Annotated in this window: 12 protein-coding genes; 8 read left to right on the plus strand and 4 right to left on the minus strand. The window is 39.8% G+C overall.

Annotation, left to right across the window (positions count from 1 at the left end; translation table 11 throughout):
- Positions 1-10: 10 nt before the first annotated feature.
- Both HYG93_RS05115 and HYG93_RS05120 read right to left on the minus strand, forming a co-directional pair.
- The gene (locus HYG93_RS05115) at positions 11-823 is read right to left on the minus strand and encodes an OmpW family protein (RefSeq protein ID WP_106984906.1); all 813 of its coding nucleotides are present in this window, start codon (positions 821-823) and stop codon (positions 11-13) included.
- A gap of 310 nt (positions 824-1133) precedes the next feature.
- Complete coding sequence (locus HYG93_RS05120; RefSeq protein WP_106984905.1) at positions 1134-2294, minus strand: iron-containing alcohol dehydrogenase; 1161 nt, start codon at positions 2292-2294, stop codon at positions 1134-1136.
- A 117-nt stretch (positions 2295-2411) separates the two neighbouring features.
- On the opposite strand from HYG93_RS05120, the gene HYG93_RS05125 reads away from it, so the two are divergent.
- The 4 genes from HYG93_RS05125 to HYG93_RS05140 are packed head-to-tail and all read left to right on the plus strand — an operon-like array spanning position 2412 to position 6151.
- Positions 2412-2921, plus strand: coding sequence for a low molecular weight protein-tyrosine-phosphatase (locus HYG93_RS05125; RefSeq protein WP_106984904.1), 510 nt, complete (start codon positions 2412-2414; stop codon positions 2919-2921).
- 15 nt (positions 2922-2936) lie between these two features.
- Complete coding sequence (murB, locus tag HYG93_RS05130; RefSeq protein ID WP_106984903.1) at positions 2937-3971, plus strand: UDP-N-acetylmuramate dehydrogenase; 1035 nt, start codon at positions 2937-2939, stop codon at positions 3969-3971.
- Between the two features lie 3 nt (positions 3972-3974).
- Complete coding sequence (locus HYG93_RS05135; protein WP_106984902.1) at positions 3975-5114, plus strand: YdcF family protein; 1140 nt, start codon at positions 3975-3977, stop codon at positions 5112-5114.
- Positions 5114-6151, plus strand: a complete 1038-nt coding sequence (locus tag HYG93_RS05140) for an alpha/beta hydrolase (RefSeq protein WP_106984901.1) — start codon at positions 5114-5116, stop codon at positions 6149-6151. Before HYG93_RS05135 ends, HYG93_RS05140 begins: the two co-directional genes overlap by 1 nt.
- An 85-nt stretch (positions 6152-6236) precedes the next feature.
- Here the strand turns inward: HYG93_RS05140 and HYG93_RS05145 are convergent, their stop codons facing one another.
- Both HYG93_RS05145 and HYG93_RS05150 read right to left on the minus strand, forming a co-directional pair.
- A complete protein-coding gene (locus tag HYG93_RS05145; protein ID WP_106984900.1) occupies positions 6237-7907 on the minus strand; it encodes an FMN-binding glutamate synthase family protein in 1671 nt (556 codons plus the stop codon).
- Between the two features lie 565 nt (positions 7908-8472).
- The gene (locus HYG93_RS05150; protein WP_106984899.1) at positions 8473-9474 is read right to left on the minus strand and encodes a YafY family protein; all 1002 of its coding nucleotides are present in this window, start codon (positions 9472-9474) and stop codon (positions 8473-8475) included.
- 246 nt (positions 9475-9720) lie between these two features.
- Between HYG93_RS05150 and HYG93_RS05155 the strand changes: the two genes are divergently transcribed.
- Genes HYG93_RS05155 through HYG93_RS05170 form a run of 4 tightly spaced genes read left to right on the plus strand, consistent with a single transcriptional unit; the run spans position 9721 to position 13425 of the window.
- Complete coding sequence (locus tag HYG93_RS05155; protein ID WP_106984898.1) at positions 9721-11262, plus strand: circularly permuted type 2 ATP-grasp protein; 1542 nt, start codon at positions 9721-9723, stop codon at positions 11260-11262.
- Positions 11263-11290: 28 nt separating this feature from the next.
- A complete protein-coding gene (locus HYG93_RS05160; protein WP_178961936.1) occupies positions 11291-11893 on the plus strand; it encodes a hypothetical protein in 603 nt (200 codons plus the stop codon).
- Entirely contained in the window at positions 11890-12672 is a 783-nt protein-coding gene (locus HYG93_RS05165) for a transglutaminase family protein (protein ID WP_178961938.1), read from the plus strand. Before HYG93_RS05160 ends, HYG93_RS05165 begins: the two co-directional genes overlap by 4 nt.
- 18 nt (positions 12673-12690) lie before the next feature.
- Positions 12691-13425: a proteasome-type protease gene (locus HYG93_RS05170; protein ID WP_106984895.1), complete on the plus strand. Its 735-nt coding sequence runs from the start codon at positions 12691-12693 to the stop codon at positions 13423-13425.
- Positions 13426-13440 lie beyond the last annotated feature (15 nt).

Here is a 13440-nt window from a genome sequence, read left to right on the forward strand (position 1 = left end):
TATTTTTGAGTTAGAAACGATAGCCAAGGCCTAAGTAGGTGACAACTGGATTGATTTCAATTTTACTTGATCCAAGTAACACCGTGTCACGGTCACCTGTGTTGCTATTACCAATGACATTAAGTTTTGCATCTGTCGAGAGATGAGCATAGCTGACAGACGCCGTACCAAACCAATTTTTAGTCAAATTCACATCAACACCTACCGTAGCAACGGGTGCAAAAGCATCATCGACTTTAATTTTGCCTAATTCAGGTTTAAGTAAACCACCTACAAGCGGATTATGCGTCTGTAGTTCTGTATTGATGGCAGGATCTGCTTTTACATTGCTGAAATGTGCGTACATTACACCTGCGCCCACATAAGGCCGAATACGGTTATTAATTGAGCCAAAGTGATAGCGTGCAGTGAAGGTTGGGGTATATGCATCTGTTGTTGCAATTTTATTAAATTGCTCTAAGTTTGCGACTGATCCAACAACTGGGAGGCTAATTTCACCTTTACCAGATAAATCCATTTTTGGCGGTGCACCTAAAACTAGTTCGAGAGAAACATTGTCATTAACAAAGTAATCAAGCATTAAGCCAGCAGTATCCGCATTTTGTACTTCAAAGCCAGCATTTGGAGAGGAGGCCTGTTGAGCGCCTAAAATAGGTGTTTTATCTGTTGTACTTCCTGAAACACCTTGCGCGCTACTTTGAGGCATGATGTGCAACCAACCTGCTGAAACAGCCCATGTTTTTCCATCAGATGTAGAGGCATGAACCAAAGGCATTGCACCACATAGTGCGACCAATAATGCTGATTTTTTAATATGATTCATTTGCTTTTCCTTAGTCTGTATTGCGTCATACCAATTCAAATCCTGAAGTGGTTTTAGATATAAGTGTATGCAGTTAATACATGAAAAAGCTTAATAAATAAGAAAAATTACAATGTAAATGAAGCTATTTTAAAATATAAAAGTAATAAAAAGTGTTTAAAAACAATATGGTTTTTGGTGATTGATTTTTAATCAACATCTAATGTGTTGAATTCGAATGTATAAATAAATCACCATTTCACTGATTTAATAAACAGTAAAAGTGTAGGAATGTCGAATTCATCACAGCTAGACAGTCATAAATTATTATTTAAGCGTAAATTGCGTTGTAAATCTGTAGAGCATCCTGTTGTTGTAAGGGGCGTGGGTTGTTTTGCAGGAGGCGAGTTTGCAACATAGCATCTGTAGCCAACTCAGTTAATTTGGTATGTGGAATATCGAGCTGTTGCAATTTAAGCGTTAGACCACTCTGATCTAGATGGTTTTGCATGTGATCAATAAATAAATCACATAAGCCTGCTGTACATCCAGTGCTATAAGGGTCAAGCCATTGCATAAGCTCTGCGTAATGGCCTTTGGCTTCTGGTGCGTTAAATTTTAGAACTTCAGTCAGTACTAAAGCATTGCTATGTCCATGTGAAATGTGAAAATGCCCACCAAGCGGATAGGCTAAGGCATGTACTGCACCTACGGGTGCATTCGCAAATGCTTGTCCAGCGAGCATTGAGCCAACCAGCATGTTTTGTCGTGCTTCAAGATTATTTCCATCGTTGAGTACCAACGGAAGATTTTTATTTAATAAGCGAAGCGCTTGCTTGGCCAACATATCTGCATAAGGATTTTTCTTTATTTTAGAAGTGTAAGCTTCGATGGCATGCACCATAGCATCTATACCTGTGGCAGCTGTAATTGAAGCAGGTAAATTTTGCGTAAAGTGAGCATCCAAAATAGCGACATCTGCATATAACACAGGCGAAACAATGCCAGTTTTGGTGGTTTCACCTGTGGTGACGATAGAAATAGGAGTAACTTCTGAACCGGTTCCTGCCGTGGTTGGAACTAAGATCAGAGGCAGGCGTGGTCGCTTGGCATTGCCTACACCGTATAGGTCTTGAATAGTTTGATGCTGTTGAGGGTGCGCTAAGATCGCAATCACTTTAGCCACATCTAAAGAACTACCGCCGCCAAAGCCAAGTACGAGATCAATTTTTTCATTTTGCGCAAATTGTACTGCATCGAGAACCAAATGCTCAGGAGGATCTGCTTGTACATTGGCATAAATTACATAGTCTTGTTTAAGCGTTTCCAATATTTCGACAATGGGTAAATGCAACTGATGAAGCAACATACCTGGATCAGTCACAATTAATACGCGCTTCGGTTTAAAGTCATTGAGCAGATTTTTAAGCTCAAGAATTGAACCCAACCCCGAAATAATATTACTCACCGTTTGAAACTGAAATTGGCTCATGACTTTATCCTTAATTTTTATATCTAAATGCGCATTATTGTTGAGGGTTGATATAGGATTCATCCTTTAAATAACTTAACATAAGATGCTTGAAATAAAAGTAACATTGAGGTTCTTATGTCATCCCAAACGCCCTATCAGGTGTTATGTGTTTGTCTAGGTAATATTTGCCGCTCTCCTACGGCTGAAGCTGTGTTCAGGCACTTATGTGATGAAGCGAACTTGAATGTTGCAATTGATTCTGCAGGTACCAGCAATTACCATCCTGGTAAGGCACCAGATTCTAGAAGCCAGCAACATGCTAAAAAGCGTGGCTATGATTTGTCTGCCTTACGTGCACGTCAGCTTAAAACTCAAGATTTTGTAGAATTCGATTTGATTCTTGCCATGGATTATGAAAACTTAGCGAATATTCAAGCTTTAAAGATCCAAGCACAGCAAGAATTTGGTGCAAATGCCTTACGTGCTGATATTGCACTCATGAGTCAGCATGATCCTGACTTTTTTGAACAAGCTGTTCCAGATCCGTATTATGGTGGTGCAAATGGTTTTGAGTTGGTACTTGACCAGTGTGAATCCAGCAGTCGTGCCTGGATTCAGGTTCTTCAGAAAAAATTAAAATATTAAGGTTTAAGATTCGATATGCATATCCAGACTCAAGTACAACTTAAGCCTTTTAATACGCTCAATTTAAATTCGATTGCTTCTCATTATGTTCAAGTGTCTTCAAAACAAGACCTGTTAGAAGCATTGGCTTTTGCAGAGGCAGAGCAACTGAATGTATTTATACTTTCAGGGGGCAGTAATATGCTCCTGCCAGAGCACATCAATGCTTTGGTATTGCACATGCACATAATGGGGATTGAAACTCTCGCAGAAGATGAGCATACCCGCACGTTGTGTGTGGGTGCTGGTCAGGTATGGCATGACTTTGTGTTATGGACGACGACACAGCAGTTGTATGGCTTACAAAATTTGGCTTTGATCCCTGGGCTTGTAGGCGCGGCACCTGTACAAAATATTGGTGCTTATGGTGTTGAAGCAGGTGAATTTATTGATACGGTTGAAGTCTATGATCGTAATCAGAAAAAATTTACATGTATTGCATCGGCAGACTGTGATTTTGCATACCGTCATAGTGTATTTAAAGACGATCCAAACCGTTACATTATCTGTGCGGTTCAATTTAAGCTGTTGAAAACACCAGAACTGAAATTACAGTATGGTGATTTAAAAGCAGCAGTAGGTGATGAGCTCACCGCTGAAAATTTACAACGTCAGGTGATTCATATTCGACAGGCTAAATTACCAGATCCTAAAGAATTTCCAAATGTGGGTAGTTTTTTTAAAAACCCAGTCATTTCTCAGCAGGATTATGAAGCAATTGCAATAAAACATCCTAACTTACCGCATTATCCTCAAGCGAATGGGCAGGTCAAAATTGCAGCAGGCTGGCTAATTGATCAAGCGGGTTGGAAAGGCAAAAAGTTAGGTGTTGTAGGAATGTTTCATAAGCAAGCTTTGGTGCTGGTAAATTATGCTGATGCAACTTTGCACGATGTACGCCGTACCTATCAAGCTGTGCAAAATGATGTATATCATCAGTTTGGAATTGACTTAGAACCCGAACCTGTGTTGTTTAGTCAGCAAGGTTTAATCCGTTCACATCAGGACTAAAAAATGAAAAAAACGCCATGGATAGTCCGTTTGGTGCAAATAGTCGCTTTACTATTTGCGCTTTTCGGCTGTCTGATCGTTTTTATTTATACGCCTTTTTATTCTAGCTTGATCGTACGTGCGCTGAATTATTTTGTACCTGTAGAAGTGAATGAGGTGGCTGCCAAAAGTCAAAAAATGGCTTCTTTAAGTGACCACGAAAGCTATGAGCCAGGCTCAGATATGTGGATTGCACGTCAAGCGTATTTAAAAGTGATGGAAGAAGCGATCCAAACTAAAAATGCACAAGATTTGATGTTGGTACAGGCACGTTATAAAGCACTGCAAAAAAATATCGAAGAAGACATTCAAAAAGAAGTTGAAGAGAAAAATCGCCCTCAGGTCCCATTATTGGCGCCTGTGGTTGATCAAGCAGAGGCAAGTAGTGCATCTGAAGCGACAGTGGCAAATGTTTTTGACTTCAATGCAAAACTTGATGATGAACAGATGCAATATTATATTAAGTTTTTAAAAACACATCCTGTTGAAATGGCTGCTTCAGAGCCTGTGGATGATGAAATATTTAAAGATATTGCCCTGATTCAGAACCAAAATGAAAATGAGAAAAAAGCCACACAAGCAAAGCCAACGCACTTGTCTGAACCTTATGCAATTGTGGTGTTAGGTGGTGGTTTAACACTCGATAAAAATGGTAAAGATATTGTTGTAAATGACTATACACGCTTACGTTTAGAAAAAACGCTCACAGTAGAACAGCGGTATAAATTGCCAATTGTACTGAGTGGTGTAGAAGCACCTTATATGCAACGTTGGTTGGCTGAGCGTGGTGTAGAAGCCAAATTGCTTGAAGACCGTAGTATGAATACCTGTGAAAACACACGTTTTAGCTCTTTGCTCTTGCAGAAAAAAGGTGGTGCACCTACAGTAATGCTCATTACAGATCGTTATCACATGCCAAGAACTCGACGTTTATTTGCACTCAATGGCATTGAAACAATCGCTATAGAAGCGCCAATGCCAACGCATTTAACCCGATGGCGCCCAAGTGAAAAAAATTATGACCATAGTCGCCGTGCCAATTATGAAATGTTGGCGACAATGCGCGACATGTGGGTAGGTACAGAATGCAGGGAGGTACCTTAATGTCTGATATACCTTTTTTAAATCCTGCAATTTTAAAGCAATTAGAGTTGCCTATACCGAGCCGTGAAACTACGCCTCTGTTATTAGAACAATTAAATTTAAATCGGCCTTATACGCCGACTTTGGAAATTCAAGCTTATCGTCGTTTGTATGGTTTAGATGCTTTGAATTGTGAGCATTGGCAAGGTGCAATTGAAATGCCTTTGTTTAAGCTACATGTACAGGTCTTTCAACCCAAATTAGAACAAGGTCAACAGAGTAAGGGGACGGTATTTTTATTGCATGGCTATTTAGAGCATAGCGGTATTTATCAACCGATAATTCGAGAAATACTTGAGCAAGGCTACAGTATTTTGACCTATGACTTACCTGGGCATGGTTTAAGCAATGGCTCACCTGCGAGTATTCAAAATTTTGATCATTACCAAGCCGTATTAGACGCCGTATACCGTTATGTAAAACATGCTTCGCAATTGCCTCAGCCATGGTTAGGCATTGGTCAAAGCACGGGTGGCGCAATTTGGTTGCATCACTTGCTTGCCTTTGCTGAGCGTCGTGAAAACCCGTATGTAGATCGCGTATTGTTGTTATCGCCACTAATTCGTCCAGCCAAAACTGCTTGGTGGCACAATTCGGTTGGTTTGGGCATTATTCGCCGTATTAAGCGTGAAGTGCCTCGTCATTTTCGCCGCAATAACCATAATCCTGAGTTTTTACGCTTTGTACGCCTAAAAGATCCACTACAGCCACGTATGATGGGTATGGATTGGATTTTAGCAATGTCGAAGTGGATGCAGGAAATGGAAGATCGTCCAGCATGTCGCATTCCAGTGTGGTTAGCACAAGGTGCGCAGGATCAGACGGTTGACTGGCGTTACAATATTGAGTTTATTCGCCGAAAGTTCCGTTTACAAACGCTACTCATGTTAGAAGAAGGCTCTCATCAGTTAATTAACGAGCGTGCAGATATTCGCGCTGCGCTAACAGGTTTAATTCCTGCTTTTTTAAATGCAAATAGCAGTAAAAGTTATTACTAAGTTGCAGGTTTAGCCTTGAGTTTTTGTTGATCAAAAACATAAAAAAAGTAGCAATATGCTACTTTTTTTATGTTCATTCAGTTGTTTAAAAACGCTCGGCGCTTGCCATATTCCACATGCGATAATAAAAATTTTCTTGATCTTTATTCTCACAGTGTAGAAGTTCACCCTCTTTTAGCCAAAAATGGAGCTGGGCATAGTTTTTAATTTCACGATCGTTAATGCGCTGCGCTAAATGATGTGCCTTTAAATCCGCAGGGTGGCTTAAGCCGGCTGAGGCTAACATTTCAGACAAGCCATGCAGGGTGTTTTTATGAAAGTTATAGACCCGTTCTGCTTTGGTGGGTACATGAATCGCTTTTTGGCGGTCTGGGTCTTGCGTGGCAACGCCTACAGGGCATTGGTTGGTGTGGCAACTTTGCGCTTGTATACAACCAACGGCAAACATAAAGCCACGAGCAGAATTGACCCAATCAGCGCCAATCGCCATTGTGCTGGAAATATCAAAAGCGCTAATGATTTTACCGCTGGCGCCAATTTTAATTTTATCGCGTAAACCAGCACCCACTAAGCTGTTGTGTACAAAGAGTAGACCTTCTCGTAGCGGTGTACCCATATAGTTAATTAGCTCGACAGGGGCTGCGCCAGTGCCACCTTCAGAGCCATCGACCACAATAAAATCTGGCAAAATTTGGGTTTGAAGCATGGCTTTAACAATACCCATGAATTGCCAAGGTTGGCCGAGGCAAAGTTTAAAGCCTACAGGTTTACCATTGGAAAGCTCTCGTAATTGTTGAATAAAATGCATCAATTCGAGGGGGGTACTAAAAGCAGGATGGCTTGACGGCGATACGCAATCATGATCGCGACTAACACCACGGATTTGAGCAATTTCAGCAGAAATTTTATCTTTAGGCAAAATGCCACCGTGACCAGGTTTAGCGCCCTGAGACAGCTTAATTTCAATCATTTTGACTTGAGGAAGTTTGGCTTGTTCTGCAAAACGAACAGGGTCAAATTGACCATCTAGTGTGCGACAACCAAAATAGCCACTTCCTAGTTCCCAAACAATATCGCCTCCATGTTCTAAATGATATGGGCTAATGCTACCTTCACCAGTGTCATGGTAAAACTGTCCCATCTGTGCACCTTTGTTGAGTGCACGAATGGCATTAGCACTTAAACTTCCGAAGCTCATGGCTGAAATGTTTAAAATTGATGCACTATAAGGTTGAGTACATTGTGGCCCACCAATGCTGATTCTAAAGTCTGCAGGATTTGCAGGTTTACATGGGCTGAGTGAATGGGTAATGAAGCGATAATTATCCTGATAAACATCTAAAATAGAACCAAAGGGTTTATCTGCATTTTCATTTTTTGCACGTTGGTAAACCAAGCTACGTTGCATGCGAGAGAAAGGAAGGGCATCTTGATCAGCTTCAATAAAATATTGGCGAATTTCAGGACGGAACTCTTCAAATAAAAAACGAAAATGCCCCATGATTGGGTAATTTTTTAAGATGGAGTGTTTATTTTGAAGCACGTCATACAAACCAATCAAACTTAAGATTGCCGTGATAACCCAAACACTATTGAGCAAGGTTTTGGGAACAAAATAATAAATATAGCGAGGCTCATAGCCAATATGGAATGACGTGACCAGCAAACAAATAAAAATACACAAGAACCAAATAGAATGGCGTGAAAAAAATGTATTGAGCAGTTTATGTCGTATAGATTGTGTTGGGCTTGGCATATAAAAATTTATCCATAGACTGCATTAAGCTTTTAATGTGCCGATTTTGTTAGCAATTCTCAAGTTTTAGTTTGTTGATTGAATGTAGTTCTGTGCAAATTAATATGCGAAATTCATGAGCTATACGCATGGTTATTTGCAAAGAGTGGACTAAGTTTTTCTGAAAAATTGTTTAGGTTTTGATCTGCTATACAAAGCAATTCTTATGATTTCACCCACTAAGATTTTTTAGATAAATTGATTTTACCCCAGCAAAAGGAGCAATAAAGATGACTAAAAAATCGATCCGTTTTAACAATGCAGATCTAGCATGCTTATGCTAATCAAGATCTCTAAACTGACTTTAACTTACCAATACCGTATGCAGTGGGGAAAGCAACTGAATACGGTATTTCAATCAGCCAATCAACGCTAAGAATGACAATAACATTTTAAGAAATTATCAGTCCCAGTTTTGGGACTTTTTTCTATGCAGCCTTATGCTTGTAAAATGGCTAGATAAGCTTGGCCATACCGCCTCATTCAAAGCTTAGCTTGAATACAGTATTTGGATTTTTTTAGCGTTTTAAGGTTCATTGATTTGTTGTACTGCATGTAAAACATATTCGGGTTCAATATTTTGAATACGTTTTCCAAAGCTACGTAACCACCAAACCAATTGCGAGGTATAGGGTACAGTTGCAGTAATTAAAATCTGTCCATTATCTAGTTTTTGTATGGTTTGGTCTCTACTGAGCTGAGATTCTTCAAAGTAGCCTGCATCTTGTTCTGTAACAGTGAGGCGAAGCTCGATATTCTCAGTAGGTTGATTAAAATCAACCCTAAAGCCCAATGCACCAGATTCTATATAAGCATCTATATCAAAATTGACTGGATGCAATGCACGTGAATTAAGCACTTGCGCAGATTTAAAGCGGTGCAAAGCGAATGTTTGGATGTCGGTTTTGTCATGTCGGGTGCACACTAAATAAATGATTGCACCTTTTTGAACCAATGCCAGTGGATTTAAGATGTAGGTCTTTTCCTCACTTTGTAAACCACGGCCTTGATATACACATTCTAATTGCTTGTCTTGGAGTAAGCCTTCATAAATCGTTTGTTGTGATGTTTTATCTACAGTTGGCGGTATAAGAGGCTGATTGGCCGGCACAATACGAACACGGTTGATCCATTGGCGCACACTGTTTTGGGTGGAAAGACTTCGGCGAGCCAAATCAAACCAAGGATTCATTTCCTCTATGAGGCTAGGCGGCAGTAAATGTTTAAGATGTTCCTCAACCATCATAAAAGTTACAGCCTGAGAACTGGTCATGTGTGGCAAGCTTTGAATAGGTGCATCAGCCCGCCAACGCCAGCCCTGAGGCGATGTTTTGCTACTTTCAATTGGAAAGCGCTGGGCAATTTGGTTTAAATCACGCTGAATGGTGCGCAAACTAATATCGATACCTTCGCGTACCAAGCTTTCTTGCAATTCACGTGTCCCAATCCACTTTCCTGTGGGTAATCGCGACAAAATTTGCCATTGGCGATAGAGACTGTTGGATGTTTCTTTTTCTTGTGAGGACATAATGTAGACAATAACTAATCTAGTAGTGAGATGGGCAACGCCAAAATACACAATAAAAAAACTGGATTTATTTCGCAAGTCTTTGACTTAAAAAAAACAGCACAATTTGAAACAAGATGGCGCAATTTTAGTCTTGTGTACATGTTGGAAATGATCAATAAATGTAAGACAAGGTGGTAATTTATACAGCTGGCATGCTTATTGCTTTGATTTGCTTACAATAGATTACAAAGAGAAGAGGTTGGTATGTTGAAAGAAAATATACACGATACAGCTTCCAGTACATCCTTAGAGGCGTATGCATCATCTGTATCTACCATGAGTAGAAATACAGCGACAGCACAGTCCTATGCGTTGTTTGAACATTTGAAGTCAAATTTTTTTAATGAAATGCGTGATGATCGATTGATCTCGGGTGAAGCATGCCAAAACATAGAACATTGGCTATCGCAGCATAATTTAGATGAATTAAAAGCATTAAACCAACGTGCAAAAGAACATTTTTTATATGAAGGTATTACCTTTAATGTTTATGGTGAGGCTGAGGGGACCGAACGTACAATTCCTTATGACTTAATTCCACGTGTGATTGCGAAGAAACAATGGAATACCGTAGCCACTGGTTGTGCTCAACGTGTTCGTGCACTCAATTTATTTTTACATGATATCTATCATCAACAAGAAATTTTAAAGGCGGGTATTGTTCCTGAGTTACAAGTGTTGTCGCATGAGGCATATTTGCCTCAAATGGTACAGCACCATTTAAAAGGTCAGGTCTATAGCCAGATTAGTGGTGTTGATATTATCCGTGATCGTCATGGTGAGTTTTATGTGCTTGAAGATAACTTACGTACACCATCAGGTGTGTCATATATGTTGGAGTCACGCAAAATAAGCCAAAAACTCATGCCCGATTTATGTGCAAAGAGCAATATTTTGGGCATAGAGCAATATCCAAGCTTGCTCAGACAAATACTTGAAGAAAATGCTTATTGTGATCATCCATTTATCGTGATTTTAACGCCAGGTCGCTATAACAGTGCCTATTATGAACATGCTTTCTTGGCACGTGAAATGGATGTACCGTTAGTAACTTCTGCGGATTTATTTGTAGAAAATGACGTGGTCTATGTCAAAACCATTAAAGGTCGTCAACGGGTAGATGTGATCTATCGTCGTTTAGATGATGCGTTTTTGGATCCATTAACGTTTAGACCAGACAGTACCTTGGGTGTTGCAGGTTTAATGTCGGCTTATCATCAACATAATGTTGTGATTGCCAATGCACCGGGTACTGGTGTGGCAGATGATAAATCAATTTATCCGTATGTAGATAAAATGATTCAGTTCTATCTAGGTGAGCAAGCCATTTTAAAAAATGTGCCCACTTACCAATGCCGTGAAGCAGCAGATTTAGATTATGTGTTGAGTCATTTAGAACAATTGGTGGTAAAAGAAGCACAAGGTTCTGGTGGATACGGCATGTTAATTGGGCCCCAAGCGTCTGAACAGCAAATTCATGAATTTAGAAAGAAAATAAGCCTTACGCCACATTTATATATTGCACAGCCTACTTTGGATTTATCTGTGTGCCCAACGCTGACTGCGCATGGGGCTGCAGAAAGACACATTGATTTACGTCCTTTTGTGCTGAGTTCACCTTATCGCACAGAAATTGTGCCTGGTGGTTTGACGCGTGTAGCCATGCAAGCGGGTTCATTGGTGGTCAATTCATCTCAGGGTGGAGGGATTAAGGATACTTGGGTGGTGGATAACCTACATGTGTGATGCCTTATACCAATAAAAGGAAAATGAGATGATTTTGTTAAAAAGTAATGTACAAAATATTTTTTGGTTGGGGCGATATTTAACACGTATACAGTACTTATGTGCTCAATTTCCTTTTCAAGTAGACGAAGAAGCAGCGCAGTATGCACATGCATTTGCTTTAAATGCTGAGGATGCAATTGAGTTAAATGAGCTATTGTTAGATCCAACACAGGTGGCCTCATTTTCTTATCAGTTTGAATGTGCAAAAAACAATATTCAAGATTTACGCGCAGTGCTAAGTGCAGTGAATTATGCAGAATTAAGTTTGTTGATAAAAAATGCCAATGAAAATCGAGGCTATATTTGTGATGTGGCATCTGAATGCCAAGATATTTTAGAAACTGAATCTGAAACTATTTTTCTATTTTTTAGTTTGGGGCAAGGTATAGAGGAACTCGATCGACAGTTACGTTTACAACAAGATGAAACAACGACTTTAGCGAAGGTTGGTCATATTGTGAGCTCATTGGAGTACTTAGGTTGGTCTGATTTAGAACAAACATGGGCACAATTGCAGCAAGTTCCTAATAACACGCATTTTTTTCATTTTTATGACTCGATTCAACGGATATTTGAGGCTGATACATGAAATTCATGGTGAATCATCAAACGCATTATAGTTATTCTGCGGATGTAAATCGGAGCATTCAATATATTCGTATGACACCACCCAGTAATGTCCATCAAAAGGTACATCATTGGGCGGTCAGTGTGCCTGGTCAATCTATTGCGAAACACGATGCATTTGAAAATATTTGGTTGACCAGCTCACAATACGAACCTTATAGCCAGTTGACGATTATGGCGCAGGGAATTGTGGAGTTGAATGTAAATAATAGTTTGGGTGTAGATTTGGCACATATCTCACCTGCTATGTTTTTACAGCCAACAGATCGTACCTTGTGCAATACGGAAATGCAGTGCTTCGCACATCAGTATGTTCCAACTCCGACACATCAAAACTTAGTGGCTTTGGCTGAGGCAATTTTACAGTGTATTCCGTACACACCTGCAAGAACCTCAGTACATACCACAGCAATAGAAGCTTTTTTGCATGGTGAAGGCGTTTGTCAGGACCATAGTCATGTGTTTATTGCAATGTGTAAGTATTTGGGTATCCCAGCACGTTATGTATCGGGGTATTTATATGTACCACAAATAGCACATCTGGCCAGTCATGCATGGGCTGAAGCATTTATAGACAATGCATGGTATTGTTTTGATATTAGTAATCAATTGTTTAAACCAAATGCGCATATTTATGTCGCAATTGGCCGTGATTATTGGGATGTTGCTCCCGTGCGGGGGGTACGGGAAAAAGGCGGTATTGAATCAATGAGTTCGATTGTGCAAGTACTTCGCTGTTGAAAAAAAGAAGGATTAAAAATGACTTATTGTTGTGCGATGCGCTTACAGGATGGCATGGTGTTTATTAGTGATACGCGTACTAATGCGGGCGTAGATCATATTTCTGTATTTCGCAAATTATATACCTTTGGTGTAAGCAATGAGCGCTTCATTGTGATACAAACCTCAGGCAATTTAGCCACAACGCAAGCCGTGATTGGTCATCTACAAAATCAGTTGGAGCTGAAAATAGAGCCTAATTTGTATAGCTTAAATACGATGTTTGAGGTTGCTGAATTGGTTGGGCATACCTTAAGAAAAGTCATTGCAGATGTCACTTCAGATACAGTTGAGCAAAGTAATTACTTTTGTAGTTTGTTGGTCGGTGGGCAAATTGGTCGTGCTGATATGCAATTGTATAATATTTATCCGCAGGGCAATTTTATCAGTGCAACTTCGGATACACCATATTTCCAAATTGGTGAAAGTAAGTATGGTAAGCCTATTTTAGACCGTGCATTACGTTATGACATGCCTTTAGATGAAGCGATGCGTTGTAGCCTAATTTCATTTGATTCGACCATTCGTTCTAATGTGTCTGTGGGTTTGCCATTGGATGCACTTATTTATAAAAAAGATAGTCTTGTCATTCCTAATGGAAAGCGAATTTATGAAGAAGACCCATATTTTACAATGATTAGTAAAGGTTGGTCTGATGTATTACGCAATGGTTTAGTTGGCCTAGCAAAGCCGACAGAAGATTATTTTAATTAATTGATCCGTTGAAGA

Origin of the sequence: Acinetobacter sp. SwsAc6, assembly GCF_013391565.1 — a bacterium.
Lineage (GTDB): Bacteria > Pseudomonadota > Gammaproteobacteria > Pseudomonadales > Moraxellaceae > Acinetobacter > Acinetobacter cumulans.